This is a genomic window from Pseudomonas sp. NPDC047961 (assembly GCF_050272435.1).
In the GTDB taxonomy this organism is placed as follows: domain Bacteria; phylum Pseudomonadota; class Gammaproteobacteria; order Pseudomonadales; family Pseudomonadaceae; genus Stutzerimonas.
Genome location: NZ_JBNNMD010000008.1, coordinates 84,003 through 108,627 on the forward strand (window position 1 = coordinate 84,003; position 24,625 = coordinate 108,627).

The following is a 24,625-nucleotide window of genomic DNA, read 5'->3' on the forward strand; positions in this document are numbered from 1 at the left end:
ATCCCCGCTCAGTGCTGCGTCAACGAGAGCGCGACGCCCTCGGCGGCGCAGTTTTCTGTCGGCGTGTTGCCTGCTTTTTGTGCTGCCTGGATTTCTTCCTTCGCCGCTGCCAGATCCTTCAGGAACGCCGGATTGCTGTGCAGACTGGCCACGGTGGCGGCGCCCATGATGCGCCCGGCATCCACGTCGCTTTGCCAGTGGGCGTTGCAGATGACGCGGCTTTGGCCATACGCCAGGCCACGGGTCATCAGTTCAGTGGCGCGTGCCGGGTTCACTTCTGCGAGGATCAAGCCCCAGGCCCAGCCCGCCGCCGAGTGCCCGGAAGGCCAGGAACCGTCGGTGCGCAGCAGCGGTTCCATGTCTTTGCGGCAGGTGCCTTCGTCATGCACCACAAACGGACGGGTGCGGTTGTAGGCGTTTTTCCCGGCATACGTGGAGCCACTGGCATCCGTCAGCGTGCGCTGCATCAAGGTGTACAGGTGCGGCGTGGTCTTCTCGCTGATCTGCGTCCCCATCGCGCACGAGAATGTGTTCGCCGGGCCCGGGAACGACAACTCTGCATCCGTTGCCGCGAGCGCCTCCCGGGCTGTGCCACGCAGTGCCAGCGCTGCCCGCCGGGCTTCTTCATCCCGTGCCAGCGCCGCAGAGTCGGGCTTGGGCGGCGCGCCGAGCAATGCCAGGCGCAGCGGCAGGCCGGCCGGGTTGAGGTAACCCGGAGCCAGCTTGAAATGAGGGTCCGTGATCTTGGTGGCCGCCTCTTCAGCCAGCACCAGCCCCGACCACAGCAGGCCAGTCAGGGACACGGTCAGCCCCAACTGCTTATGTCGTTGTTTCATCGCGTGTTCCCTTGTTTGTTCTGTGGCGGATGGCAGCGGTGTGAGCGGTTAATCAAAACGAGTACAGCGCGTTCAGATAAGCGCCAGCGCCGACCTTTTCACCCGTGAGCGGGCTGTTGCGGGCATCGGAGACCAGTGCGTAGGTTTTGACCCCGCCTTCAAGGGCGATCTGTGGCTGCCATTGCCAGGTGAGGCCCAGCTTCAAGGTCACGTCACGCATCCCGCCGCCCGGGTGATATTCCTCGAACTGGGTGCGGGCCGCTTGCTGAGCCGTGACGCCGAAGCGCGCCATCATGTCGTTCTCATTGCTCCAGGTGCCGTACAGCGTCGAGTCCAGGGTCAATGTCGACGACAGCGCGTAAGTCGTGGCAAAACCGGCTTCAAGGTAGGCGGTTTTGCCCAGGCGCTCGCCGCCGTAATTGCGGTTGTCGCTCGAGCGCAGGCCGCGCACAAACAGGCGACCGGCCGGCAGCGTCCAGTACGCCTCAGCCCCGACCAGCGCGGTGCTGTCCAGGTTGCCCATGCCCCGCAGATAGTCATCGCGGCCGTCCAGGGTGTGGATTCGTTCTTTGCGGCCCTGGTCATAGCCGATCAACAGCGCAAAGCCGAAAGGCGACAAGCCCGGCAAGTCCCAACGCAGGCCCTCCGGGAACGCCGCGCTGAACGTGCCCCACTCTTGGGTCGGTAACACGGCCTTCAATTTCAGCGACGGGAAGGCTGCGTAGTGCGAAGAACCTTCGTACAACGGGCCGACACCAAGGCCGCCACCTACCGTCAGGGATGGCTCATTTGCGTTGTCTGCGTGTGCCGGCAGCGCCAACGCCAATGCGAGCGTCGCACCTGTCATGAGGGCCACGGGATGCTTGAGAAAGTTTGAACCGCCGATGGTTGTCATTGCTTGTTTCCTTGGTTGTAAAACCAAACGTGTGAGCGTGTGTGCCGGGTTATAGAAGTCGGGGGGTATGGATTAGCGGGCGACAAGCTCTGGCTTCGGGAAGCTCCATTGGCCATTGAGTAGTTGTTCGCTCGGCTGATAAAGCCTGACCGTGTAGTTCCAGCCGGGCGTGGTAGGCAGGCAATTGGCGATCGTCGCGTCGCAACCGCCGAACTGAATGACAATCGAGCCGTCCTCACTTTTCTTGGCGGTGAGGTTGTTCAACGAATAGGCGTCTTGGGGGTTCTTCTGGAAGTAACCGTCGGCGTTATAAACACTGACCGACCAAAAACCTTTGACCGGGACTTCGCCTACTTTCAGGCGGTAAACGGCGTGCCCATCGTTCTGCGGCATCACGCCGCCCAGGTAGATGGCATCCTTGGCCGGGTTGCCGCCCCATCCCGTGGCAGTGCCGATCAAGTGATGGATCGGGTTGACCGCGCCCTTGGCGCCAAAGGACTGGTTGTAGTCAGGGATCGTCGAGCCCAACACCTCCAACGCCGCACGCACTTTGGCCTGGCTGGCCGGGTCCCACTTAGTCACCACAAACTCACCAACCTTGGCCTGGCTGACTGTCATTGCGTCCTGCAGTGCATGGACCTTCTCAAGGTCTTTGCGATCAGCGGGATCGAAGAAGGTGCGCACCGCCACAAAGACATAGCGGGTGCCGACGGACTCTTTGGTCAATGTCTGGCGGCCGGCGCCGTAAGTGACGAGGGGCACGTAGTGATCTTCATTGATCACCGCCATCGACATGAAACGCCCATCGGCCTCAGGCAAGGTAATGGTGACGGGGCCTGCGTCGAGATCGAACACCGCTGACGAATAGAGCGTGTCCCGGTTCATTCGCACCACATTCTGGGCGTCGATGGGCACGGCTTCGCGGCTATGAACAAAGCGGCCCAAACTGCCCGTTGCCACCATCTTGCCCAAGTAAAGGTCGGACTCGGCACGGACAAAGTTATCCACACCCACCGGTATCGCCGCCTCAGGGGAGGATTGAGCGTTCGCACTTCCAACTACTGCCAGCGCCATGGCAAGGATGCAGATCGCATGTAAAGGGGGCATTTAAACCTCTGGGTTTATTGATTGGCGTTAGTTTTTTGACTGTATAAGAACGCCCTGGCGCAAACTTGCCATTTGGTGCCAAAAGCAATGCGAGCGCGCACGCGAAGGCCGCCCCGTAAAGGGGCCGCGCACAGTGGAGAGGGGTTAGGCGGGGGTATTAACGGTCTTGTTTCAAGAGAGTGCGATAGTGCGACGGCGGGCTGCCCGTCCAGCGTTTGAAGGCGCGAGTAAAGTGCGCGGGGTCGCTGTAGCCGACCATGTAGGCAATTTCGGTGGCGCTGTATCTGGCGCTGGCAATCAACTGCATGGCTTCACTGCGGCGTGTCTCGTCACGCAATGCATCGAAGTCGATACCGCAATGTTCCAGGCGCCGTTGGAGCGTGCGGGCAGACAGCCCGATCTTTCGTGAAACAGTCACAAGTTTGGACAACTCCTGATCCGCGATCTGCTGCACGAGCGCGTCCGCGGCGTCGGAGGTCGACTTCAAGGCCAGGGTGGTTTTCCAGGCACTGTCCCGAACAGGCTGCAAAGGCGTTTCGAGCAAGTCACGATCAAACTCGATCATGTTGTGCTCCGCATTCATCACCAGATTCGGCCCCAGATACTCCTCAAGCGCCTCGTCGCCGCGCTCTCGCGGGTTTTTCAGATGCACACGAATGGCGCCGGGCTCGCCGGACATCAGCGGGATCTTTCTCAGCAGCGCCAGCGTGCCCAAAATCACCTGCTTGGGGTCGGCCCCGTGGTGCCCGTTGAAGTGATGAACCAGCTTCGTCATCCGGCCTTCGGTGATGATCTTCACGTCACTGCCTTGGTGCAGCAAATCCGTGTGCACCGCCGCCAATGCACACGCCTGAGCCAGATTGGTCGAGCCCAGCACCCATTCGCCCCACACACCGAGCGAACGCACCTCAATCAAATGCCCCACCGACGCCCCGGCAAACGGGTCCTGAGCGACCGCCGCCATCTCATTGGCAATATGAAAACACGCCGCCCGTGGAATCCACGCCTCAGGGTTCTGAAACACCTGCGGAGAAATCCCATAACGCCGAAAAAACTCCAGCGGCGACACCCCGCGCATCCCCAGATAAGGAGCAATTTGCCGAAGCGTACTGAGCTTTATCGAGGGCGCAGCATTCGTCATCGCGTTCATACCTGATCAAAAGGCAAAAAATCGGCAGGGAGCAGCGGGAATAGGGTGTTGGCGCCTGTAGGCGCGGGTGATGGCACAGTTAACACGATGTTTGTTTCAGGGACAAGATCAGGTTTTTTCCCTGGTTGAGACAGGCTTTTCCTGAACTAAATGAGAGGCCTGAGGCTGGAGCCAGCTTGCCAAGTTTTGAGTTCCGGGATAGCCCATGGGAACTGACTTATCCCCCGGTTAGCTGTCGTTCAGTTCACTGAATAGCGACTTTTTGAGCAATTCGCTAAATCGCGCAGCTGCAACGGGCAGCAAGCGGCCTCGAAGCACGCCCAGTATCATCCTGCGCTGGTACCTCCTCAATTCTGATACAGGGAGGGCGACAAGGTCGTCGTCTACAAGGCGTTCACCTCCCTCTTTCCTGACCTGGAAACAAATCCCCCCGGTACGCCTGACAAAGTCCGTTAGAACCTGAAAAGAGTTCGACTCCATTTGTGGGTAAATGCGGGTGCCATTACGTTTCAGGTATTCATCCAACAGGCGTCTGCCACCCCAGGAGGTGTCGGCCAGCGCCAATGGATAGTCTGCTGTTGATGAAATCGAAATGGACTCAGCGCTGGCCAGGACGTGATCGCGTTTCACTAGCGCGTGGATGGAGTAGGGGGCCTGGGCAAGTTCATGAAAATCAGCATTCTGCGAGGGGTTGAAAGCCAATCCCAGATCGCAGTCATTCTCTACGACGGCATCGACCACTTTATCTGCGCCGGCGACCTTCACAGCAAAGCTGACCTTCGGATACTGGGTCTGGAACGTTGCAATCAGGTCAATCAAATGAACATCTGCAATCGCCGCCACGGCAGCGATTTTGATGTGACCGCGCTTGAGCCCTTCAAGCTCTCTAATGCTTGAATGAGCATCCTCTGCGTCGCACAAGGCTTTTTTGGCGTAGGCAAGGTAGGTCTCACCCGCAGCGCTTAAACGCACACCCCGTGCGTGGCGCTCGAACAGCGGGGCGCTCAACTCTTCTTCAAGATCGAGAATGTGCCGGTTTAATGCCGACGAAGTCAGGTGAAGAAAGTTGGCAGCTTCTCTGATGGAACGATGGTGAGCGACAGCGACAAAGTAGCTCAGGAGCTTTACGTGCTTCATGACGTGGGACCACCTGAATGCCTGAAACGCATGGCTGAGTCCTGCTGGATACAGGTAAAGACTCGCCGCTTGGGATACGGCTGCGAGCTCTGCGATGGTAGCAGTAAGCCACAGACGCGGCGAGCGTACTCGCACCGCACAGGCCTTCTGGCGTTCGCTGCCTTTGACCGGCAATTTGAGTGCTGCTTTTTTTAGCTCACAGCGAGAGAAAAACACCGCTTCCCGGCTCACTCCATCGATTCCTACACTTTGATCACTATCTGTTTGGGGTGCGATCAAATGCGTTGGAAAGCCAGAGTTCAAAGATTTGAAGCCCAGTCGCCGAGCGATTTGTCCGCTGTCGACCAGGCCGCAGCCACGGGCCTGCTGGATGCCAAGCGGGTCATTGGGGTGTTGGGTAAAACCGAAGGGAATGGCTGCGTCAATGACTTCACGCGTGGCTACGCGACCGAGTCGGTTATCCAGTGCCTTGAGCGTCATGGGGCTGCGCACGATGCCCCGGCTGAGGAGCGGGCGGTGGTGGTCATGTCGGGTGGTACCGAGGGTTGCCTTTCTCCCCATTGGATCGTCTTTGAAAAACTCCCGGATGACGCGCCTGAGCAGACAGAACCTCGGTTGGCCATGGCCCAAGCCGTCACCCGGGCTCTGATGCCAGAAGAAATCGGTACTTCAGTGCAAATTCAACTGGTGGCGGATGCCGTCAGGGCCGCCATGGAAATGGCGAGCATCGACAGTGCCGATGACGTGCATTACGTACAGGTCAAATGCCCGCTGCTGACCCGCCAGCGCATCGCCGAAGCAAACGCCAGAGGCGCCAGCACCTCGACCACCGATACCTACAAGTCGATGTCCTATTCTCGCGCCGCTTCAGCGCTGGGGGTTGGTGTCGCCCTTGATGAACTGGACGGCAAAACACCGGGCGAGCTTGGCCCGGGCATCTGCCAGGACTTCGACCTGTATTCCAGCCGCGCCAGCACTTCGGCCGGGGTGGAGCTCATGCACCATGAAATTCTGGTGTTGGGTAACTCCAGGGCGTGGGGCGGTGATCTGGTCATCGGACACCGCGTCATGAAGGACGCGATTGATCTGGATGCGGTGCAAGGGGTCCTTGGCGACCTTGGCTTCGAGTCAAGCAAGCAACTCTCAGCGGATGACCGTGACCGCTTGATTGCGATGCTGGCCAAGGCCGAGCCGTCTCAGACCGGCACCATCAGAGGGGCTCGACACACCATGCTGGATGACAGTGATATCCCGGCGACCCGCCATGCCAGAGCGCTGGTGGGTGGCGTTCTGGCTGCCATGGTGGGTGACACCCGGCTCTTCGTTTCGGGTGGCGCCGAGCATCAGGGGCCGGATGGCGGTGGCCCGGTGGCGGCGATCGCGCGCCTCAAACGCCCATGACGGTCAGCTAAAACGCTTACTGCGGGCTCTTGCACCTGCCCTGAGCCAGAGAATGTGCTGAGGGCACTTCAGAAAACAAGCCGGACACCATCATGACTCTGAACCGTTCGAACCCTGATTCAACCGGCGCCGCCGTTGAGTGGCTGTACCGCCTGAGCCAGCAGCCACACGACAAAATCACCGGCCCCCTGAGCGGCCTTACCTTTGCGGTTAAAGACAACATTGATGTTGCAGGCGTACCCACCACCGCAGGGTGCCCGGCGTTTGCTTATATGGCCGATACCCATGCCGGTGTGGTCGAGCGAATTCTCGGCGCCGGTGCATCACTGGAAGGCAAAACCAATCTGGACCAGTTCGCGTGCGGCCTCAATGGCACACGATCCCCATACGGCGCTGTTCCCAATGCCATCAACCCAGACATGATTTGTGGGGGATCGAGTGCAGGGTCGGCGTATGTGGTAGCAACCGGGCAAGTCGATTTTGCTCTGGGCACAGACACCGCCGGCTCTGGGCGAGTGCCCGCAGGGTTGAACAACATCGTGGGGTTGAAGCCTTCAAAGGGGCTTCTCAGCAATCGGGGGGTGGTGCCTGCTGCCCGCAGCGCGGATTGCGTATCGATCTTCGCCCGTACGGTATCGACGGCTGTTCAGGTCCTGTTAGTGGCCGCGGGTCATGATCCGCTCGACCCCTATTCAAAAGACCTTCACTTGAACACCGAACCCTTTGGCAACCGCTTTGTCTTTGGCGTGCCCGATGAGCTTGAGTTCTTTGGTGACACCCTTAGCGAGGAGGCTTTCAAGCAAAGTATTGATCAGCTTGAAGCGTTGGGCGGTAAAAAACGGATCATCAGTTATGCACCGCTTAAACAAGCTGCCGCTTTGCTTTACGAAAGTGCACTTGTGGCTGAGCGATATGAGGCCATTCGAGACTTTTTCGACACCACATCGCACGCGGTGATCGAACCCGTTCGAAGCATCATTGCTCAAGGCAAGCAATACAGCGCCGCGGATTTGCTCGAAGCACAAACCGAGCTGCGGCGCCTGGGCCAGATAGCGGCCGTGATGTGGCGTGACATCGATGTATTGCTGGTGCCCACGGCCCCCACGAGCTACACCCTGCGCGAGATGCAAGACAATCCGGTAGTCCTCAATCGAAACCTGGGCACCTACACCAACTTCGTGAATTTGCTGGACTACGCGGCCATCTCAGTGCCCAGCACTTTTCGTTCTGATGGTCAGCCTTTTGGTGTCACGTTCATCGCGCCAAGCGGTAGCGACCTGCAATTGGCTGAACTGGCGCAGTGTTTTCACCATGCGACCGGCTTGACTCAAGGTGCCACCAGGCAGCCTCTTCCTGCACTGGATCGCATTCTGAAATCGTCAGCCCAGTCGTCGGTGCTGGTCGGGGTGGTGGGCGCCCACCTCAGTGGTATGCCGCTCAATTACCAACTCACGGAACGCAATGCGACGCTCGTGTCCACCACCCGCACAGCCGCCGATTACCAGCTCTACGCGCTTGCCAATACCTCGCCTCGCAAGCCTGGAATGATCCGGGTGGCACCCGGGAAGGGCAGCCGTATCGAAGTGGAAGTGTGGCAGATGCCCATTTCGGACTATGGATCGTTTGTTGCGATGATTCCTGGCCCCTTGGGAATAGGGACGATCACGCTCGAGGATGGCAGGTCGGTGCAGGGGTTTGTGTGTGAGCCTTTTGCGCTGGAGGGTGCGCTGGACATCAGCTCATACGGCGGCTGGCGCCCCTATGTGTCGTCGGGTGCGGGAGGTGGCGAATGAGCCCTGAAAAAAACTACGTCACGGCCATGTCCGTCCTGTTGGACCTCAACCTCAGCGAGGAGCAGCTTGAGCGCGTGGCCGAGCATTTTGCCAGGACGAAGCAATTGGCCGGGTTGCTGGGCGCTGTGCCCATGACCCCATGGGATGAACCTGCCGAACTCTACCAGCCTTGCCCCTTTCCATCTGAGGCCAATCCGTCATGACTGTCACCGCCATGAACATCCGTGACGCCATCGTAAAAGGCGAGTTGAGTGCCTTGGAAGTGGTGCAAGACAAACTGGATCATATCCAGAGCACAAACGCGTCGTTCAATGCGTTCACTGAGGTCACGCGAGACCGGGCTTTGGCTGAGGCCAAGAGCATTGATGCGCTGCGTCAAGCAGGGGAGCCATTGCCGCCTCTGGCTGGCGTGCCTTATGCGGTAAAAAATCTGTTCGACATCGAAGGCGTGGTCACGCTCGCAGGCTCCAAAATCAATCGTGACAATGCACCCGCAGCCGCTGATGCGTTTCTTGTAGAGCGCATGAAAGCTGCTGGCGGCGTCCTGTTGGGGGCCCTCAACATGGACGAGTACGCCTACGGGTTTACCACTGAAAACTCGCACTACGGGCCTGCACGCAACCCCCACGACACCGCGCGCTCGGCGGGCGGCTCATCAGGAGGGAGCGGTGCCGCCGTGGCTGCGGACCAGGTACCGGTTGCATTGGGCTCAGATACCAACGGGTCGATTCGGGTGCCGTCATCCCTGTGCGGGGTGTGGGGACTCAAGCCAACCTTTGGACGGCTCTCTCGCAGAGGCTCCTACCCCTTTGTCCACAGCATTGACCACCTTGGGCCGTTTGCGAGTGACGTGTTATCCCTCGCGTACACGTATGACGCTTTGCAAAGCCCGGACCCACACGATCCGGCCTGCCACGCATTACGCGTCCAGCCCTGCCTGCCAACCCTGCAGCAAGGCGTCGCCGGATTACGAGTCGGCATTCTTACCGATTACTTTGACACCTATGCCAGCCCCCCTGCGCGTGCGGCGGCTCAGTTGGCTGCCAAACTGCTGGGGGCGACGGATGAAGTCCACTGGCCGAGCCCTGCCCAAGCGCGAGCCGCTGCTTTCATCATCACGGCCAGCGAGGGCAGTAACCTGCATGCGCACAACTTGAAGACTCGCCCTCAGGACTTCGAGCCTGTCTCGGTCGATCGCTTTTTGTCCGGTCTGATGCAACCGGCTACGTGGTATGTCCAGGCCCAGCGTTTCAGAAGAATGTACCGCGACCAGGTCAATCAGCTGTTTGCCAATTGGGATGTATTGATCGCCCCCGCGACCCCTGTGCCCGCGCCCCAGATCGGCGCTGAGTGGATTGATATCAATGGTCTGCGCCATCCGTGCCGGCCTGCATTGGGCTTGTTGACCCAGCCGATTTCCTTCGCGGGCTGTCCGGTGGTCGCGGCGCCTATGTGGCCCGACAACACCGGCGGGCTGCCTCTGGGCGTACAGATTATCGCCGCACCCTGGCGTGAGGATCTTGCACTCAGGGCCGCCGCCGTCCTTGAAGACAGCGGGTATGCCACCGTTAAAGCCCATTACGCAGGACAACTGTGAAATGAATATTTCAGGTCTGGACATCAACCTTCCGCACGTCCATGCAGACGTCATGATTGCGTTTGAAGCCTACGAAGCCGCCCTCGTCAGTAATGACGTCAGTGTGCTCGACGAACTGTTTTTTAATTCGCCTTTCACATTGAGGTATGGCGCCACTGAAAACCTCTATGGCTACGAGGCGATCAAGGCATTCCGGGCGAACCGGCCGTCTACAGGTCTGGCCCGTAAAGTGCTTAGAACAGAAGTCACGACTTACGGCCATGACATGGCGACCACCAACATCGAGTTTCAACGCACCGGGTCTACGTCCATAGGCCGTCAGAGCCAGACGTGGTTACGCACAGACCAAGGCTGGCGGGTGGTATCGGCCCATGTGAGTGTGATGGGCTAAAGACGCCCCCATGCGCATGCCACCTGCATGCGCCCTCTATCACGAGGCCTGCGGCTACAGCGGCCCGTCTATAACTTTTGCACACCTGCCCCCACCCGATATGAGATGCAATGCAATGAGAAACCTCTTCAAGTGGACGGTAAAGCTGGATGGCGGTGAAGTGGTCGCTCCGAATGAGCGGCTCCCCTGGTCTCAAACGTTATTGATGGGGCTGCAGCATGTCTTCGCCATGTTTGGCGCGACAGTGCTGGCGCCGTTACTCATGGGCTTTGATCCGAACGTGACCGTGCTCATGAGCGGGTTCGGGACGTTAGTGTTTTTTGTCATTACCAAAGGCAAGGTTCCCAGCTACCTGGGATCAAGCTTCGCCTTTATCGGTGTGACGGCAGCCGTCACGGGCTATACCGGCTCAGGGCCCAATACCCATATCGACCTGGCGCTGGGCGGCATTATTGTCTGCGGCATCCTGTACATATTGGCCGGGCTAGCGGTACAGGCGATCGGGTATCAATGGATCGAAAAACTGACGCCGCCCATCGTCACCGGAACCGTCGTCGCGGTCATTGGCTTGAACCTGGCAGCGATCCCCATCAAAACCATGGCGGCCAATCATTTTGATATTTGGATGCAAGTGATCACGTTCACCTGTGTCGCGCTGATTGCGGTCTTCACCAAAGGCATGATCAAAAGGATGCTGCTGTTGACCAGCTTGATTGCGTCGACAGCCATTTACTACGTGCTGACCAACCTCTTTGGGTTAAGCACGCCGATCGACTTCAGCCTTATTCAACAGGCGGCCTGGTTTGGCTTGCCCACCTTCACGGCACCCGCGTTTTCGTCAAACGCCTGCCTGCTGATCGCGCCGGTCGTCATCATTCTGATTGCTGAAAACGTTGGCCATTTAAAAGCCATCGGCTCCATCAGCAACAGCCCGATGGAAAAGCATTTTGGCCGAGCGTTTATTGGTGACGGGATCGCCACCGTCATAAGCGCCGGTGTGGGCGGCACAGGTGTCACCACCTATGCACAGAACATCGGTGTGATGGCCGCCACCAAAGTGTATTCCACAGCCTTGTTCGTCGTGGCCGGGCTGATGGCCATACTGCTGGGCTTGTCTCCTAAATTTGGTGCGCTCGTGCAGACCATTCCCACCTCGGTCATGGGCGGGATGACCATTGTCGTGTTCGGCCTCATCGCCGTCTCAGGGGCGAAGATCTGGGTTGAAAACAACGTCGACTTTAGTGACAACCGCAACCTGATGATTGCTTCCATCCCGCTCATTTTGGGCACCGGGCAGTTCACGCTGCACTTTGGAGGCTTTGAACTGGATGGCCTGGGCAGCGCAGCCTTTGCCGCCTTATTGCTGAATATTATTTTGAACTACAAGAAAAAAGCTGATGTGACGACGCCCACGCGTCCTCAGTAATTCAGAAACCCGTTGAAAGCGTCGCAGCGGTTAAATAATAAAGCCAAGGTAACTTCTGGATTAATGCACTTTGACAGGCCACTTTTCAACGATTGGAAAGTGGGCGTGCGCAGGTGGCTGTCATCTGGAAACAACTGAAGAGCGTAGCGCGTAAATCTTTTTAATAAGCACCGCAAAACTGCCGATTCAAATGCTTGCTTGAGCAGGCGCTTTAAAAATTTTAATAGTCAGGAGCACGATAATGGCGCCTCGCAGTTTTTCGGCTGTAAATAAAGTGTTGGGTATGAGTGGCCTGGTGCTGCTCAGTGTCATGGGTAACACCGCAATGGCCGACGTGGCTGGCACCGCCCCTGAAGCTGAAAGTGTGGTGGACATGCTGTCTGAGGGCACAGTGTCCGGATCGCTGAGAATGCGTTACTACACCGACAAGAACGCTTACTTCGTCAAAGACCTGAATCAAGACACGGCTGGCTATGGCGGCTTCGTCAAATACGAAACCGCCGCGCTGAATGGCTTTAAATTGGGCGGCAGCCTGATCTACCAAAGAACCTTCAACCGGCCTGACGACAAAGGCAGCGTAATTCCCGATATCGGCACCAACGTCACCAACATCGGCGAGGCTTACGTCAGTTGGGAGCATGACGCGTTCAAGATAACGGCCGGTAATCAGCGCGTTCAATTGCCGTGGACCAGTGACTACGACTGGCGCGTAGTGCCCGTCCTGTTCCAGGGCATTAATGTGCACTATGGCAACGACGATGACTTCCTCTCACTGGCGCGCTTGTACCGCTGGAAAGGCTGGGCCGACGACGGCTTTTCCCGGAACAGCATGTACTCAACAGATGAAAAAACAGCCGGAATGTGGAGCCTGGGCGGTGGCCGCTCAGTGACAGTCAACGGCCTTAAATACTCCGGCCAATTATGGCGCCAGCACTATTACGACTACACCAACGTGAGCTACGGCGAAGGCCACGTTTCAGCGGTGTCAGGCGATTTTCGACCCAATGCCGGTCTTCAATACATACGCGGCACGGGCGACGGACGTGAACTGGCAGGCACAGTCGACAACACAACTTTGGGGTTCCAGGCGGGGTTCGATTACAAAGCCTACAAAGTAGCCCTGGGCTACGACCACATCAAAGCGGCCCCGGGTGCGTACAACAACGGAAGCCTGGTAACGCCCTATGCCCACAACATGTCATCCGGCCCTTACTTTGCCCAGCCCTACTTCACCAGCACCCAAGACCTGGGGGCTGGTAATGCCTACTCACTGGACGTCAGCACAGGCGCCGTTCAAAACCTGTTCCTGGGCGCCCGCTATTCATTCATGGACCTGACCGCCGTCGCCGGCACCGCCAGCCTCAACCAGTCTGAATACCTGCTCTACGGAATCTACAACTTCGCAGGCGCCCTCAAAGGCCTGAGCGTGGCCGAATGGGTAGGCGTACAAACCTCCCCGGCACGAGACACCCGCTTCTTCCAGAACCGGTTGGAGGTTAGTTATAACTTTTAGAGGGGGAGAGGGCAGTGTGTTGGGGAGGGTGGTTTAAAAGGTGAAGACGAGAAAACCCGCTGAAGGCGGGTTTTTGTGGGCACCAGGAGTCGAAAAAGATGGCTACTATAAATTTTTTCGCCTTCTCATCGCATGCGAAAAAGCTATCTCTTTAAGTACCCTTTATCGTTAGCTCAATCCTCGACACACTGGAGCGGTTGTACTCGGTGTATATCGGTGGCTCGCGTTTGCGTAATATAATGGCACTCTTCCTCTGAAGTAATTAGAAGAAATACAAAACCACTTGAAAGGGTGATGATAATCCATAGTCCCGGTAGTTATTCAAACTCCACTTCATTTCCAGCTAGGCTAGTGGTATAGTGCCATCATGCGAGCTCAAGGGAATGGCCAGTGAAATATAAAGAGTATTTAAGATCTGCCAAGCGACATAATCATGCTTGTCGTGTTTTACAGGCTAAGCTGGAAGCGTTTGACGAGGGTGATTTAAATAGCGAGGAGTTTAAGTTTCTCGTCCTAAGTATGTATTATTTGTCTGGGTATATAATAGAGTGCGCGCTAAAGTTCAAAATATTTGAACTTAAACAATATGATCCAGTCCTCGATGTGAACGAGGAGAACTGTGCTGCTGTGGGTATAAATTATAAAAAGAGGATAAAAACCCATAATTTCAGTTCGCTGCAAAATCTTCTTGATTCATTGGTGGGTGGGCTAAACCATACCAGCAAAAAGGGCGAGATCAATAAGTTGTTAAATGAATGGAATCCAGAGGTTCGGTACTCGCATATTGATTTGGAGTATAGCCAAATCAAAGAGTTTTATGCTCATTCAAATCAATATTTAAGGAAGATGTGAGAGATCATTATGCTGAAGTCAATTGGTTTCATTAATAGGCTGGAGGATGACCTTCGGGAGAATGTCATTCAAAATAATATTGTGGACTTTTACATTGAGTTGCGAGTCAATCAGAATATTGAAGTATACATCGTTAGCGATATAGCCAAAGGCCTCGGCGAGCTTTATACTAAATCGGTTGCTATAGAAGAGCTTAAAAATGCTAACGTTGAGTGCATTTTTGTAAGTGAAAGGAAGTCCCAGGAAGAGGATTATAGTCACCTATTTTCTGGTTCAAAAACTTCCGTAGGATTACGCCGCTCGCTCGGTGCATTATTGGATATGGACGAACATAGGCTAAACAGGAAAAGCAATGTAGTAACTTTTTTTAGCTATAAAGGTGGTGTGGGGCGCACTACGTCTCTTGCACTAACGGCAGCTTATCTATCCCGAAAAGGGAAGAAGGTTTTTGTTATTGATTGCGACTTCGAAGCGCCTGGGCTTATTAATTTTTTCAATACTTCGCAAGTTGATAGTTGCAAAAGCGGCCTAGTAGAATATCTAAATGATAGAGGTTTTTTGGGCGGTTGCAATATCGAAGACTATGTCTACGAGATAGAAAAAAGTTACTCCGGTATTGGTAGTATTAATCTAATGTCAGCCGGAAATATAATGGAAAGCAATGAGGATTTGATTTCCTATCTTGAGGGCCTAGGGAGACGCTGCATAAATAGCCAACCGCTCAGAGCCTTGGCACACTGACCCCCTCAATCAGCCCCCTCTTCGTGAGCCTCGTTACGCGCTATGCAGAAGACCTTGGGGTTTGGGGAGCAATGGAACCAAAAACCAACGTAAGCTCTGAATCCCACCGTAAAGGGGCTTTCCGATCTCCAGCTCACCCGCCAGGCATTACTCTCTGATCAGTGCCTCGATGATCGGGCAGATCGTTCCGCCGTCTCCCGCATCACATTGCTGCACCAGTTCGCCTAACAGTTGCTGCATGACGACCAAGTCGGCCATCTTCTGCTCGATCAACGCGAGCTTGCGTGCAGCCCGTGCTCGCGTTTCGGCACAGGCGCACGACTCATCCAGCGTCAGCAGTCCACCGACTTCCGAGAGCGTGAAACCCAGCGCCTGAGCCCGCTTGATGAAACGCAGTCGCTTCACCATGTCCACCGGATAGCGCCGATGGCCACCCAAGGGTTTGGCTGGTTCATCCAGCAGCCCGCGTCGCTGGTAGTAGCGGATCGTCTCGACGTTCACCCCGGCGGCGTCTGCCAGCTTGCCAATGGTCAGCTCTGTGGCCATCACTTTCTCCTTGATTCCGTACTTTGGTACGGAGTTTAGAATAGCACCTAGGCAATCAGGCTCAGGAGATGGGAATGGGGATGCAACTCACCGGGAAAGGCTCGCTGGTCGCGAGTTCGCTGACCGCCATCGGTGCGTCGGTGTGCTGTGTCGGGCCACTGGTGCTGTTGGCACTCGGTGTCGGCGGTACGTGGGTGGGCGCTCTGACCATGATGGAGCCACTACGCCCCCTCTTCATCGGGTTGACTCTACTGTTCCTGGGATTGGCATTCCGCAAGCTCTACCTGGTGCCACAGGTTTGTACGCCAGGTACACCCTGCGCCGATCCGCGCACGCTCGTGCGACAGCGACTCGTGTTCTGGATCGTCAGCGTGCTGCTGCTCGGCCTATTGGCCGTGCCGTGGCTCGCCCCGCTGTTCTACTGAAGGAGATTAACCATGCGCAAACTGCTGATCGCCGTGCTTTTCGCCTTGCCCTTCGTGGCGCTGGCGGCTCCCCCGAAAACCGTCACGCTCGACGTGCAGAACATGACGTGCGGACTCTGTCCGATCACGGTCAAGAAGTCGCTGGAGAAGGTGTCCGGCGTGAGTGACGTCCAGGTCAATTTCGACCAGAAGACGGCGACCGTCACCTACGATCCCGATAAGGCCCAGCCCGAGGCACTGACTGAGGCGACCGCGAACGCGGGATACCCCTCCACAGTGCAGAAGTGAGGTCACGATGAGCGCCATTGTCCTTGAGTCCGTGCTGACTTGCCCGCGCTGCGGCTTCGCCAAGCCGGAAACCATGCCCACGGACGCCTGCCAGTTCTATTACGAGTGCAGCAACTGCAAGGCGCTGCTGCGCCCCAACCCAGGGGATTGCTGCGTTTTCTGTTCGTTCGGCTCGGTGAAGTGCCCGCCGATCCAGCAGCAGCTTGGGTGTTGCTCATAGCGTTTAGGGGGATCACAGGTCGTCGTCTGGATTACGCAGTGGCCGCAGCTCGCCGCGCGCAACTTCTTCCGGTACCGCAAAGGAATACCGCCCGAGCATGTTGATGTGCTCGTAGATCAGCGGCGATAGCCGGGCCAAATCCTCTTCCAGCACTGGATAGCCGTGCTGCTTGAGCCGTTCCACGGCCGCCGTCATGTAGAGGGTGTTCCACAGCACGATGATGTTCACCACCAGGCCCAGAGCACCGAGCTGGTCTTCCTGGCCTTCGCGGTAGCGCTGGCGGAGCTCGCCGCGTTTGCCGTGGAACACGGCGCGGGCCAGGCTGTGCCGGCCTTCGCCTCGGTTCAACTGGGTCAGGGTGGCGCGGCGCTTGGACTCGTCGTCGATATAGGTCAACGTGTGCAGAGTCTTTTCGATCCGCCCGAATTCGGCCAGCGCCTGGGCCAGCCGGGTGGGTCTATCTCCCGTTTGCAGCGTGCGCATGATGCCAGTCGCCGGCACCCGGCCGAGTTTGAGCGAGCCGGCCAGGCGCAGCAGGTCGTCCCAGTGCTCGGCGATCAGGTCGAGTTTGACCGACTGGCGGGCCAGCCCGTTGAGCTTGCCGTAGTCCGCGTCCGGGCGCGTGCGCCAGAAGCGGGTACCGCCGACATCGGCCAGCCGCGGACTGAAGTGGTAGCCAAGTAGGCGGAAGAGCCCGAACACCACATCGCTGTAGGCCCCGGTGTCGGTCATGATTTGCGTCGGCTGCAACTCGGTCTGCTGTTCCAGCACGACCGCCAGCAACACCAGGCTGTCGCGCAGCGTGCCGGGCACGGTGATGGCGTTGAGGCCGGAGAATTGGTCGGAAATCAGGTTGTACCAGGTGACACCCCGGCCGGTGCCGAAATACTTCGGATTGGGGCCGGCATGCACGGTGCGCACCGGTACGACGAAGCGCATGCCATCGGCGGAGGCGACCTCGCCGCCACCCCAGACTTGGGCCAGTTCCAGTTGGCTTTGCGCTCCGACCAGGATGGCGTTAGCCGCTGACAGGGTGTCGTCGCGGATATAATTCTGGCTGACCCAGGACAGCCGGTCACGGCGCAGCGCCGGGTTGTCGGTGCGGATCAAGGGCTCCAGGCCGGTGTTGCAGGCCCCGCCCAACAGCACCGCGCAGAGGCTGGTGACCAGGTTGTCGGCGCGTGCATTGCGTTCGGAGACATGGGTGAAGGCCTCGGAAAAGCCAGTGCGGGCGGCGATTTCCAAGAGGATTTCCGGCAGATCGACACGCGGCATCAGGTCAGACACGGCCGCCCGCAGTTGCAGCAACGAGCAGGGCTCGTCCAGCTTGTCCAGCGCCCCGAGCGACAGTTCGGTCTTGCCCTCGGTGTTCTCGCTCAGTTGAATCGCCGGGTTGTCGGGCAGGCGCGCGGCTACTGCCAGCCAGGTTGCATCCAGCTCGACGGACAAGGCGTCCAGGGTGGTTTTGGCGTCGATGGTCAGGCCCAGTGACCGGCAGATGATCGGTCGCGCCGCCAGCCATTCGGCACCGTCGAGCAGGCCAAGGCGCGGGTCGGCATAGCGCCAACTGGGCGAGACGAAGACATCGCGGCGGCGCAGGGCCGTGCGCAGCGCATCGAGCGTGCAGAACACATAGGCACCCATGTCGAGGGAGCCATCTTCGCGGGTGATGTGCTTCTGCCAAGCCTTGGCCACGATCTCCTGCGGCGCGTCATCCTCTGGCTTCCGGCGCGGCAGGTTCAGTTGCAGCCACTCCAGACTAGCCGCCACGCCCTTGCCGGCCGGGCTGAAGCCGAAGCGGATGTGCTTGAGCAGGTCGGGCAGGAAGCGGCGCACGCTGCGGTAGCGCGCTTCCAATGCAAGAAAATAGACGTCATCTACCGGGCGGATCAGCGCGTTGACCTCTTCCAGGGCCTTTTCCAGGGTGGTCCTCGGCAGGTCGTTGAACAGCCGGGCGCGCACGTTGTCATCGCTGATCGAGCTGTCCAGCACGACCTTGCACGCGGCGGCGAGCGTCGCGGCCGACCGATCCAGGTCTTTCAGGCTGCGCATGCGGGCTTTCTTGTCGGCCTTCTCCGCGTTGCTGAACAGGTCGCGCAGCAAGGCCTCCAGGACTTCCAGTGCGTCGTCGTGCGCAGTCGCCTCCAGGCAGAGTGCGAAGGCCACCAGTGTCGCCATCCGCCGCGACGCCGGCAGCCGATTAATCGCGGTGACCTTGGCCGTGTTGGCGAAGCGGGCCAGGGCGGCGATACGGCTGGGAGGGATGTGCGCCGCCGCCGGCAAGGTGATGCCGATGCCGCGCACGTCATCGAGCCGGCGCAGTGCCCGAATCAACGCGGGGCCACTGACCATGACCGGGCCGGAGCGCAATTGATCCAGCCGGGAGCTGCGGTTGCCTTCGGCCACCGTCAGCAAGTCTTGCAGTTGCAATCGCTGTTCCTCAGTCACGCTGCGGCCCAGCGTAAACCAGAGGCGTTCTTCGACCCGACTGCGCAACTGGGCGATAAAGCGCTCTAGTTGAGACACACCAGGCAGGAGGACTTTCTGTGTGAACAGCCACGAGGTGGCTCGCTCAAACAGCACTCCCGGCCGGTCGGTGCCCGTCCAGCAGAGGGCATACAGCCAGCGGCTCAAGCGAAAGCCGATGCCCGGATCGGTGAAATGACGATAGCCAAAGCGGTTCTGAATATCGGTGGCATGTATCCAGCGGCGATGATCGCTATAGCGCTGGAGGCAGTCGGGGTCTGGAATCGCCAGTTGTCGGCAAAGCACCTGCAGGACTTCCACCGGCACGGCGGCGGGCTTGTCCGGCAGAACGCCAACGAAGCGGACGGTGGTCAGCAGAACGGCATAACCCAGACGGTTATGGTTACCCCGCAGCACCTGGATGGCTTCACGGTCTTCATCGCTCAGGTGGAAGTAACGTTCCAGCTCTTCACGGCTGGGCGAATCAACATAGCGGCCAAAACCGTCGCGTTGCTCTTGAGTCAGAAAACCGACCGGCATTGATCACAGCACCTCGACGCAGAACACGGCGGGCGTGACGATCCGCGTGCGTTCGATGTGCCCGCGTTGCAGCAGGCCGGCGCGGCGATCACCGGTTACCAGGTAGTCCGCATCGCCCGCCAAGGCCATGGCCAGCAAAAACGAGTCATCCGGATCATCGGCTTCGACCTCGATGGTCAGGCGCTCCAGTACCACAGCCCGTTGCAGGTTATTGATCATGGCGCCCACCTTGGCGGGCTGTAGGATGGCCTGAAGCTTGGGATAGCGGCTGGCTCGACGAATTTCATCGAGTTGCATCCGCGAGGTCACCACCTCGAAACGCGCCGCCCGCCAGGCACGGTAGATCGCATCGGGCGCGCCATGTGGCGAGATCAGGGCGCTGAACAGGATGTTGGTATCCAACACGACCCGCATCAGCGCTTACGTGCCCAGTCGAGCGCTTCGTCAACCGCGTTGGTCAATTCTGCCTCACTCAGATGGGCGTTAGCGGCCTTGGCCTGCTCAGCGCTCAGCTCCAGGATGTGTGCCCGTACCGCTTCTTCGATGAAGCGCGACAGGTCGCCCTTACGGCCGCCGCCCTGGCTGGCCAGAAACATCCGAAGCGACTGGTCGGTGTCGGCCGAGACGGCGACATTCCAGCGAATGGTATTCATAGCGTTGTCCGCTAATAGGTGTTTGTGTGTTTATACGCCAATCACAAAGGGCGATGCAATGGTTCGACAAAACGAAGGTTTTGCCGAACTCTATCGAGGAATGGCTCGGTTCGTTAAGCTCCCCGCGCTACGGTTCAAATAACTGGTACGCTTAATCAAAGTTCAACTATTACTAACGTAGTCGAGTAAACAGTACTTTTGATGAAGATCGGTTATGCGCGAGTGAGCACTCGGGATCAGAAAGCCGACCTACAAGTCGATGCCCTGAAACAGGCCGGGTGCGAACGCATCTACCAAGACATCGCCAGCGGCGCGAAAAGCGCCCGGCCGGAGTTGGACAAACTGCTGGCCAACGTGCGGCCGGGTGATGCCGTGGTGATCTGGAAGCTGGATCGCCTTGGGCGTTCCCTCAAGCACCTGGTCGAGTTGGTCGGCGAGCTGGCAGAGCGCAAGGTCGGCTTACAGAGCCTGAATGACCCCATCGACACCACCCACGCCCAAGGCCGCCTGGTGTTCAACCTGTTCGCCTCGCTGGCGGAGTTCGAGCGCGAGCTGATCCGCGAGCGGACTCAGGCGGGTCTGTCGGCCGCACGGGCGCGTGGCCGGATCGGTGGCCGTCCCAAGGGCCTGCCAGCCAAGGCTGAGGCCACCGCCATGGCGGCCGAAACCCTCTACCGCGAAGGTCGCCTGAGCGTCAGCGCGATCGGCGAGAAGCTGCACATCTCCAAGAGCACGCTGTACAGCTACCTGCGCCACCGTGGTGTCGAGATCGGCGCGTACCAGAAGAGCGCCAGGTCACGCGACCAGCAGCCTTCGGCCGCGTCGCCGGCAGAGCCGCCCGCCGCCGAGCGGGTGGCCACCGTCACCCTGCGCCTCGCGGTGGTGAATAACAGCAAGTTCGTGCGCGGCCGGAAGCGGGCCACGGAGAACATTGAGCGCTACTGCCTGGAGCCCTATGGCATGAAGCGGCTGGATGCCGGCCACTATGAGTTGACCATTCCGTATCGGAGCGACGATGAGCTGGACAAGAGCGTGCATGACCTGCTGACCGAGATCAGCCAGGAGGCCGACATGCGCAACTGTTTTGTCGAGATGGGCGCCTGGGAAGAAGACACCGAAAAGCGTTGGTAGGGCTTACGTTGGTTTTTGGTTCCATTGCTCCCCAAACCCCACCTTAGAAGCCATCCTGGAGCCTATTTCACCCAATGATGCGCGGTGGAGAAGTTTCGACTACCTGCATGACAAGGAAACGCGAGACCTGGCAGCTGGAAAGGGTTTTCAGCGTCAGTTGCTCCCCTCATCTGCAGCTACCTGTGGATGTATCGGAAGGGGATATGCCAAGGGGCGGAGCACCGAACCATTCATACTTCATCCCACGAAACCCGGCCTCAGCCGGTTGCTCACGGCTCGCGAGCACGCAAGGGTTAAAACGATACCGGAGGAAGTGGTCGCAGGGGTTTCTGAGACAGTCGCTCATGAAATATTGGGGCAGTCAGTGATCTTTACTGCGTTCGAGGCGCTGGCCGCGGCTGTTGGGCGCTTGCTGCTCAGGTCGATAGACGTCGATGGTCAAATCGCTGCATAAACCAAGGGGCCATCTGGCCCCTTTTTTCATGCTGTGCCGGCTTCGCCCAGCGAATCTGTCAATCTACTTTCGAAAAGGTCCGTGCCTTGTGGCGCAAATAGCTGATCATGCTGCCATCGCCTGACAGCTCTAGAGCCTTCTTCTGCGAGCCATTCCGAACCAGGAGGGTCTCGGACTCAGCGTCGAGCATTTCCTCCAACGAACCGAAAGGCATGTCGGGATTGTCGAGCTCGGCGGTTACCCGGAACCCATTACCGGCTTTCTCGACTGTGATGGTCTCGTCCGCGCTTTGCCACTGGCCGACGAAATCGCTTCCTTGCTCCTTGCATCCAACCAGAATGAAGCAGGCGAGCGCAGCGGTAATCAGTATTTTCATCTTGAGTCTTATGGGGCTGTGAAGTTGGCTCCATGGTAGCGAGCGAGAGCTTGGAAATCCTCTCGAACGCGATAAGGTGTGCACCGGGTCAAACAGGGAGTTTGACGGTTTGTCGAGGCAAGGAGCGTGGCGATTATCTATCTGGACCGAGCCGGAGAGGTTGACTCCTCCAAGGCTGTGGACTACAAACGCACTAGGCCTGCTGTCGTTGACAGTACCTGCCCAGGTAGCCAAGACCTTCAAGGCTACGTCACGAAAGTGATGGTCACCCAGAGTGCGCCAAGCATCCGGAAGCGCGCACAGTCACGCGATGTGATGGATGCATGTTCGTCTAACCAACCCGATCGGGGGATACCCCTCCCGATCATGGGCATGGTGTCTCCACGATCTTGGAGATCCCATGTCTCGTAAATACTTCACCTCCGAGCAGGCCCATGTCCTGACTCTTCCTGTTGTTCTAACCGAAAAGGCATGGCGCGAGGCCGTTCACATCGAACAGCCGAAGAGCCTCACCGAGGTTGCGCAACGTCTTGCTTACACACTCAAAGCCGCCTGGCATGCCTTCATGGATGACCCTGTTGCTGAGAGAGCTGAGTTCGGTATCAACCGGTTTCCTGCGAGTGGCGATCGAAGTCACAAGAGGTTCCTGGCCCTGAAAGCCGAGCGCAAGCGTATTCCTGAGAGCGATAGCTGGAACCTTGTTATTTCCTTGAAGTTCGAGGAAACCGAGCAAACGTACCGCTAACCCTTACCCAAGCTACTAACCACTGCGTGGAGACTTCCCACGCTGGGGGTCTCCATGCCTAGGAGGCTCTCAATGATCACCATCCCCGGCCAGCTGGCCATTCGCACAATTGTTGGCCGCAACGGCGATTTCAACGTCGGAAGGTTGACCACATCGATCGGTGAGTTCGTCGTCAAGGACCCGCAGCTCGATCAGTACAGAGAGGGGAAGTACGACGGACAGTTCGTCGTTACAGAGATCAAACCCTCGAGCTACTCCCACAGGGGGCGCTTCGTGATGGAAGTCCGAGCGCATCTGGGAGGCATGACACTGGATGATCTGGACACACTGACACAAGAGGACACCGATGCTCTCGATGACCGGGAGCGCGATCCGATTGAAGAAGATGTCCAGCAAACAGAGCCCAAGCCTGCCAGCACTTCTGTCACGAAACCCAAACCCGCCGTCCAAGACGATATGACTCCGTTCGGGATGGAGAGACCAATCGAAAAAACCGCCGACACTCCATCTGCATCTGCCGATGAAGTGCTGTTCGGAACGCTTTGGCCTTTGGGTCCAGTAGTAAAAATCGATCCCACCGTTGGCCGCCAGCTGATCCGGGATCAAAGCAAACGATTGGGTGAGTTGGGCTATGAGCTTGATTTCCGATCGCAACAATGGTCGTTGAAGGGCGACGCGGAGGCTGGGTAAAGCGCATGAGTAAGCCAATCAATACGCAGATCCCAACCGCGGAAATCCTGATGGCCACTGGTGTTCTTCGAGAGGTAGGCCTCGATCATGAGGCGGACAAGTTCCGGGAGTCGCTGTTCAACAGAGATCTGTTGCCAGCTGCTGTTCGGGCCTTGGAGCAGCGGATCAAAGCCGCCAACTCGGATGAACCTGTAGTTGCGAAAGAAGCTGCGTTCAGAACGTACCAACGCATGATGAAAATCACACAGCCGCGCTAGCGCGGTTCACTCCCTTGCCGGGTTCAACGCCCGGCAGGGGGAAGGACTCGGCCCGTAATGAGGATTTACCTATGGGCTGGCTCTACTACGCACCAAGCAAAGAGGCTTTGATCCAGGATCTTCTGGATGACTGCGAAAGCGAGAAGCTGAAGCGGCGGTCATTGGACTCGTTTCTGGTCCAGGAAGGAGACCAGTTGGTGTTGTGGTCTGTGGCAGAAATTACAGCCAAAGACGACAGCACAGCGGGGCTCAAGACTGGTCAGGTACTCAAGCTCATCTGTTGCGATCTTCTTGATCGTTCAGGCTCGACTTGGGGTGTGAAACGCCTCGATGAAGCTATGGGGCCGTATTACTACAGCTGTCCGTTGCGCTTCTTGGACATGGCCGACGAGTTATCCCCCTCGTGGAGGAAGGCTGTCTTGAAGTGCCACTTAGCCAACAAGCTGCAGGCTGCATTCCTTACCGCATAGACGCATAGCCCGTTCCCGGGCTTTCACTCAACCCACATGGGCGACCGCCCAAGTGGGAGGGCGCCCTTTCGTTTCACAGGAAGGATCATGCCCAACCTCTACACACTGGACGAATGTCCGGATCTCTACCTCGATGCGTGTGTCTGCGACGAGCAACGTGGCCTGGTGTTCATGTCTGCATGGGGGCGCGATACCGCCGTGCAGGAGTTCCTGGCCAGACTGACGTTGGGGGCTGCAGAAGGCGGTATTGAGCATTTTCATGTGGCCCACGAACACCGATCGATACCGGTGTTCGTGGGCAACGTGGACATGCTTGAGAAGCGGACTACTCGCACCTACCGGCGAACCCTATTCGGGAGCCTTGTTCACCTATGGATTTTCGACAAACGAGCGGCGCAGCCTGATCTGGCGAACCATTCGGCCATCGCACTGTTGGCGCTGATGGAAAATTGACCCACCCTGCCGATTGAAATTTGACCCAGGGCGGATTGCTGATTTTGTTACCAGCAACTGTGGATAAGTCTA

At 58.0% G+C, this 24,625-nt stretch carries 27 protein-coding genes and 2 pseudogenes; 19 read left to right on the forward strand and 10 right to left on the reverse strand.

Features of this window, described 5'->3' with window-relative positions:
- Positions 1 to 8: 8 nt before the first annotated feature.
- From ACQKIK_RS21920 to ACQKIK_RS21940, 5 genes are all read right to left on the reverse strand, one after another.
- Complete coding sequence (locus ACQKIK_RS21920) at positions 9 to 836, reverse strand: acid phosphatase (RefSeq protein WP_023102375.1); 828 nt, start codon at positions 834 to 836, stop codon at positions 9 to 11.
- Positions 837 to 888: 52 nt separating this feature from the next.
- On the reverse strand, positions 889 to 1,731 hold the full coding sequence (locus ACQKIK_RS21925; protein ID WP_023102374.1) for a MipA/OmpV family protein: 843 nt from the start codon (positions 1,729 to 1,731) through the stop codon (positions 889 to 891).
- Between the two features lie 72 nt (positions 1,732 to 1,803).
- On the reverse strand, positions 1,804 to 2,838 hold the full coding sequence (locus ACQKIK_RS21930; RefSeq protein ID WP_023102373.1) for a DUF1254 domain-containing protein: 1,035 nt from the start codon (positions 2,836 to 2,838) through the stop codon (positions 1,804 to 1,806).
- A gap of 157 nt (positions 2,839 to 2,995) precedes the next feature.
- Positions 2,996 to 3,979 (reverse strand): helix-turn-helix domain-containing protein, encoded by a 984-nt coding sequence (locus ACQKIK_RS21935; protein ID WP_023102372.1) that lies wholly within the window; start codon positions 3,977 to 3,979, stop codon positions 2,996 to 2,998.
- A gap of 237 nt (positions 3,980 to 4,216) precedes the next feature.
- A complete protein-coding gene (locus tag ACQKIK_RS21940; protein ID WP_499137426.1) occupies positions 4,217 to 5,125 on the reverse strand; it encodes a LysR family transcriptional regulator in 909 nt (302 codons plus the stop codon).
- A gap of 279 nt (positions 5,126 to 5,404) precedes the next feature.
- On the opposite strand from ACQKIK_RS21940, the gene atzD reads away from it, so the two are divergent.
- From atzD to ACQKIK_RS21985, 9 genes are all read left to right on the forward strand, one after another.
- Positions 5,405 to 6,526, forward strand: coding sequence for a cyanuric acid amidohydrolase (atzD, locus tag ACQKIK_RS21945; RefSeq protein ID WP_031633052.1), 1,122 nt, complete (start codon positions 5,405 to 5,407; stop codon positions 6,524 to 6,526).
- Between the two features lie 92 nt (positions 6,527 to 6,618).
- Entirely contained in the window at positions 6,619 to 8,319 is a 1,701-nt protein-coding gene (gene atzF, locus ACQKIK_RS21950) for an allophanate hydrolase (RefSeq protein WP_023102369.1), read from the forward strand.
- Entirely contained in the window at positions 8,316 to 8,522 is a 207-nt protein-coding gene (locus ACQKIK_RS21955) for a DUF4089 domain-containing protein (RefSeq protein WP_023102368.1), read from the forward strand. Before atzF ends, ACQKIK_RS21955 begins: the two co-directional genes overlap by 4 nt.
- On the forward strand, positions 8,519 to 9,916 hold the full coding sequence (locus ACQKIK_RS21960) for an AtzE family amidohydrolase (protein ID WP_023102367.1): 1,398 nt from the start codon (positions 8,519 to 8,521) through the stop codon (positions 9,914 to 9,916). The genes ACQKIK_RS21955 and ACQKIK_RS21960 overlap by 4 nt, the downstream gene beginning before the upstream one ends.
- 1 nt (position 9,917) lies before the next feature.
- Complete coding sequence (hpxZ, locus tag ACQKIK_RS21965) at positions 9,918 to 10,307, forward strand: oxalurate catabolism protein HpxZ (protein ID WP_023102366.1); 390 nt, start codon at positions 9,918 to 9,920, stop codon at positions 10,305 to 10,307.
- 115 nt (positions 10,308 to 10,422) lie between these two features.
- Positions 10,423 to 11,733: a solute carrier family 23 protein gene (locus ACQKIK_RS21970; RefSeq protein ID WP_023102365.1), complete on the forward strand. Its 1,311-nt coding sequence runs from the start codon at positions 10,423 to 10,425 to the stop codon at positions 11,731 to 11,733.
- A 241-nt stretch (positions 11,734 to 11,974) separates the two neighbouring features.
- Positions 11,975 to 13,246 carry an OprD family outer membrane porin gene (locus ACQKIK_RS21975; RefSeq protein WP_023102364.1) on the forward strand — a complete coding sequence of 424 codons (1,272 nt, stop codon included), beginning with the start codon at positions 11,975 to 11,977 and terminating at the stop codon, positions 13,244 to 13,246.
- 390 nt (positions 13,247 to 13,636) lie between these two features.
- Entirely contained in the window at positions 13,637 to 14,098 is a 462-nt protein-coding gene (locus ACQKIK_RS21980) for a hypothetical protein (protein ID WP_130562398.1), read from the forward strand.
- A 9-nt stretch (positions 14,099 to 14,107) separates the two neighbouring features.
- Positions 14,108 to 14,839, forward strand: a complete 732-nt coding sequence (locus ACQKIK_RS21985) for a tyrosine-protein kinase family protein (RefSeq protein ID WP_079388230.1) — start codon at positions 14,108 to 14,110, stop codon at positions 14,837 to 14,839.
- Positions 14,840 to 14,986: 147 nt separating this feature from the next.
- Here the strand turns inward: ACQKIK_RS21985 and merR are convergent, their stop codons facing one another.
- Positions 14,987 to 15,385 (reverse strand): mercury resistance transcriptional regulator MerR, encoded by a 399-nt coding sequence (gene merR / locus ACQKIK_RS21990; protein ID WP_003089120.1) that lies wholly within the window; start codon positions 15,383 to 15,385, stop codon positions 14,987 to 14,989.
- Positions 15,386 to 15,459: 74 nt separating this feature from the next.
- Here merR and ACQKIK_RS21995 point away from each other — a divergent pair, with 74 nt between their 5' ends.
- Genes ACQKIK_RS21995 through ACQKIK_RS22005 form a run of 3 tightly spaced genes read left to right on the forward strand, consistent with a single transcriptional unit; the run spans position 15,460 to position 16,318 of the window.
- Entirely contained in the window at positions 15,460 to 15,810 is a 351-nt protein-coding gene (locus ACQKIK_RS21995; protein ID WP_003089115.1) for a mercuric transporter MerT family protein, read from the forward strand.
- A 12-nt stretch (positions 15,811 to 15,822) separates the two neighbouring features.
- Complete coding sequence (gene merP / locus ACQKIK_RS22000) at positions 15,823 to 16,098, forward strand: mercury resistance system periplasmic binding protein MerP (protein ID WP_003150552.1); 276 nt, start codon at positions 15,823 to 15,825, stop codon at positions 16,096 to 16,098.
- Positions 16,099 to 16,105: 7 nt separating this feature from the next.
- On the forward strand, positions 16,106 to 16,318 hold the full coding sequence (locus ACQKIK_RS22005) for a GDCCVxC domain-containing (seleno)protein (RefSeq protein WP_003089113.1): 213 nt from the start codon (positions 16,106 to 16,108) through the stop codon (positions 16,316 to 16,318).
- A 12-nt stretch (positions 16,319 to 16,330) separates the two neighbouring features.
- On the opposite strand, the gene ACQKIK_RS22010 is transcribed toward ACQKIK_RS22005, so the two are convergent.
- Genes ACQKIK_RS22010 through ACQKIK_RS22020 form a run of 3 tightly spaced genes read right to left on the reverse strand, consistent with a single transcriptional unit; the run spans position 16,331 to position 19,977 of the window.
- Positions 16,331 to 19,324 (reverse strand): Tn3 family transposase, encoded by a 2,994-nt coding sequence (locus tag ACQKIK_RS22010; RefSeq protein ID WP_003299771.1) that lies wholly within the window; start codon positions 19,322 to 19,324, stop codon positions 16,331 to 16,333.
- A 3-nt stretch (positions 19,325 to 19,327) separates the two neighbouring features.
- On the reverse strand, positions 19,328 to 19,738 hold the full coding sequence (locus ACQKIK_RS22015) for a putative toxin-antitoxin system toxin component, PIN family (protein WP_003150546.1): 411 nt from the start codon (positions 19,736 to 19,738) through the stop codon (positions 19,328 to 19,330).
- Positions 19,738 to 19,977 carry a ribbon-helix-helix domain-containing protein gene (locus tag ACQKIK_RS22020; RefSeq protein WP_003089107.1) on the reverse strand — a complete coding sequence of 80 codons (240 nt, stop codon included), beginning with the start codon at positions 19,975 to 19,977 and terminating at the stop codon, positions 19,738 to 19,740. Before ACQKIK_RS22020 ends, ACQKIK_RS22015 begins: the two co-directional genes overlap by 1 nt.
- Before the next feature lie 201 nt (positions 19,978 to 20,178).
- Here ACQKIK_RS22020 and ACQKIK_RS22025 point away from each other — a divergent pair, with 201 nt between their 5' ends.
- Together ACQKIK_RS22025 and ACQKIK_RS22030 are read left to right on the forward strand one after the other, a co-directional pair.
- Entirely contained in the window at positions 20,179 to 21,108 is a 930-nt protein-coding gene (locus ACQKIK_RS22025; protein ID WP_003150544.1) for a recombinase family protein, read from the forward strand.
- Positions 21,109 to 21,148: 40 nt separating this feature from the next.
- Positions 21,149 to 21,562 (forward strand): annotated as a pseudogene (locus ACQKIK_RS22030) (DNA cytosine methyltransferase); the annotation flags it as partial.
- Between the two features lie 58 nt (positions 21,563 to 21,620).
- On the opposite strand, the gene ACQKIK_RS22035 reads toward ACQKIK_RS22030, so the two are convergent.
- Positions 21,621 to 21,938, reverse strand: a complete 318-nt coding sequence (locus tag ACQKIK_RS22035; RefSeq protein ID WP_079329255.1) for a hypothetical protein — start codon at positions 21,936 to 21,938, stop codon at positions 21,621 to 21,623.
- A gap of 400 nt (positions 21,939 to 22,338) precedes the next feature.
- Here ACQKIK_RS22035 and ACQKIK_RS22040 point away from each other — a divergent pair, with 400 nt between their 5' ends.
- The 5 genes and pseudogenes from ACQKIK_RS22040 to ACQKIK_RS22060 all read left to right on the forward strand — a co-directional run.
- Entirely contained in the window at positions 22,339 to 22,683 is a 345-nt protein-coding gene (locus ACQKIK_RS22040; protein WP_079329256.1) for a hypothetical protein, read from the forward strand.
- 72 nt (positions 22,684 to 22,755) lie between these two features.
- The gene (locus tag ACQKIK_RS22045) at positions 22,756 to 23,373 is read left to right on the forward strand and encodes a DUF3275 family protein (RefSeq protein ID WP_079329257.1); all 618 of its coding nucleotides are present in this window, start codon (positions 22,756 to 22,758) and stop codon (positions 23,371 to 23,373) included.
- 5 nt (positions 23,374 to 23,378) lie between these two features.
- Positions 23,379 to 23,630 carry a hypothetical protein gene (locus ACQKIK_RS22050; protein ID WP_121498531.1) on the forward strand — a complete coding sequence of 84 codons (252 nt, stop codon included), beginning with the start codon at positions 23,379 to 23,381 and terminating at the stop codon, positions 23,628 to 23,630.
- Between the two features lie 71 nt (positions 23,631 to 23,701).
- Complete coding sequence (locus tag ACQKIK_RS22055) at positions 23,702 to 24,100, forward strand: hypothetical protein (RefSeq protein WP_121498530.1); 399 nt, start codon at positions 23,702 to 23,704, stop codon at positions 24,098 to 24,100.
- Between the two features lie 87 nt (positions 24,101 to 24,187).
- Positions 24,188 to 24,535: pseudogene (locus ACQKIK_RS22060) on the forward strand (hypothetical protein); the annotation flags it as partial.
- Positions 24,536 to 24,625 lie beyond the last annotated feature (90 nt).

What these genes read in the sequence shown, in the direction of transcription:
- ACQKIK_RS21920 (WP_023102375.1), bottom strand. Translation starts at nt 836, where the DNA reads ATGAAACAACGACATAAGCAGTTGGGGCTGACCGTGTCCCTGACTGGC.
- ACQKIK_RS21925 (WP_023102374.1), bottom strand. Translation starts at nt 1,731, where the DNA reads ATGACAACCATCGGCGGTTCAAACTTTCTCAAGCATCCCGTGGCCCTC.
- ACQKIK_RS21930 (WP_023102373.1), bottom strand. Translation starts at nt 2,838, where the DNA reads ATGCCCCCTTTACATGCGATCTGCATCCTTGCCATGGCGCTGGCAGTA.
- ACQKIK_RS21935 (WP_023102372.1), bottom strand. Translation starts at nt 3,979, where the DNA reads ATGACGAATGCTGCGCCCTCGATAAAGCTCAGTACGCTTCGGCAAATT.
- ACQKIK_RS21940 (WP_499137426.1), bottom strand. Translation starts at nt 5,125, where the DNA reads ATGAAGCACGTAAAGCTCCTGAGCTACTTTGTCGCTGTCGCTCACCAT.
- atzD (WP_031633052.1), top strand. Translation starts at nt 5,405, where the DNA reads ATGCGTTGGAAAGCCAGAGTTCAAAGATTTGAAGCCCAGTCGCCGAGC.
- atzF (WP_023102369.1), top strand. Translation starts at nt 6,619, where the DNA reads ATGACTCTGAACCGTTCGAACCCTGATTCAACCGGCGCCGCCGTTGAG.
- ACQKIK_RS21955 (WP_023102368.1), top strand. Translation starts at nt 8,316, where the DNA reads ATGAGCCCTGAAAAAAACTACGTCACGGCCATGTCCGTCCTGTTGGAC.
- ACQKIK_RS21960 (WP_023102367.1), top strand. Translation starts at nt 8,519, where the DNA reads ATGACTGTCACCGCCATGAACATCCGTGACGCCATCGTAAAAGGCGAG.
- hpxZ (WP_023102366.1), top strand. Translation starts at nt 9,918, where the DNA reads ATGAATATTTCAGGTCTGGACATCAACCTTCCGCACGTCCATGCAGAC.
- ACQKIK_RS21970 (WP_023102365.1), top strand. Translation starts at nt 10,423, where the DNA reads ATGAGAAACCTCTTCAAGTGGACGGTAAAGCTGGATGGCGGTGAAGTG.
- ACQKIK_RS21975 (WP_023102364.1), top strand. Translation starts at nt 11,975, where the DNA reads ATGGCGCCTCGCAGTTTTTCGGCTGTAAATAAAGTGTTGGGTATGAGT.
- ACQKIK_RS21985 (WP_079388230.1), top strand. Translation starts at nt 14,108, where the DNA reads ATGCTGAAGTCAATTGGTTTCATTAATAGGCTGGAGGATGACCTTCGG.
- merR (WP_003089120.1), bottom strand. Translation starts at nt 15,385, where the DNA reads ATGGCCACAGAGCTGACCATTGGCAAGCTGGCAGACGCCGCCGGGGTG.
- ACQKIK_RS21995 (WP_003089115.1), top strand. Translation starts at nt 15,460, where the DNA reads ATGGGGATGCAACTCACCGGGAAAGGCTCGCTGGTCGCGAGTTCGCTG.
- merP (WP_003150552.1), top strand. Translation starts at nt 15,823, where the DNA reads ATGCGCAAACTGCTGATCGCCGTGCTTTTCGCCTTGCCCTTCGTGGCG.
- ACQKIK_RS22005 (WP_003089113.1), top strand. Translation starts at nt 16,106, where the DNA reads ATGAGCGCCATTGTCCTTGAGTCCGTGCTGACTTGCCCGCGCTGCGGC.
- ACQKIK_RS22010 (WP_003299771.1), bottom strand. Translation starts at nt 19,324, where the DNA reads ATGCCGGTCGGTTTTCTGACTCAAGAGCAACGCGACGGTTTTGGCCGC.
- ACQKIK_RS22015 (WP_003150546.1), bottom strand. Translation starts at nt 19,738, where the DNA reads ATGCGGGTCGTGTTGGATACCAACATCCTGTTCAGCGCCCTGATCTCG.
- ACQKIK_RS22020 (WP_003089107.1), bottom strand. Translation starts at nt 19,977, where the DNA reads ATGAATACCATTCGCTGGAATGTCGCCGTCTCGGCCGACACCGACCAG.
- ACQKIK_RS22025 (WP_003150544.1), top strand. Translation starts at nt 20,179, where the DNA reads ATGAAGATCGGTTATGCGCGAGTGAGCACTCGGGATCAGAAAGCCGAC.
- ACQKIK_RS22035 (WP_079329255.1), bottom strand. Translation starts at nt 21,938, where the DNA reads ATGAAAATACTGATTACCGCTGCGCTCGCCTGCTTCATTCTGGTTGGA.
- ACQKIK_RS22040 (WP_079329256.1), top strand. Translation starts at nt 22,339, where the DNA reads ATGTCTCGTAAATACTTCACCTCCGAGCAGGCCCATGTCCTGACTCTT.
- ACQKIK_RS22045 (WP_079329257.1), top strand. Translation starts at nt 22,756, where the DNA reads ATGATCACCATCCCCGGCCAGCTGGCCATTCGCACAATTGTTGGCCGC.
- ACQKIK_RS22050 (WP_121498531.1), top strand. Translation starts at nt 23,379, where the DNA reads ATGAGTAAGCCAATCAATACGCAGATCCCAACCGCGGAAATCCTGATG.
- ACQKIK_RS22055 (WP_121498530.1), top strand. Translation starts at nt 23,702, where the DNA reads ATGGGCTGGCTCTACTACGCACCAAGCAAAGAGGCTTTGATCCAGGAT.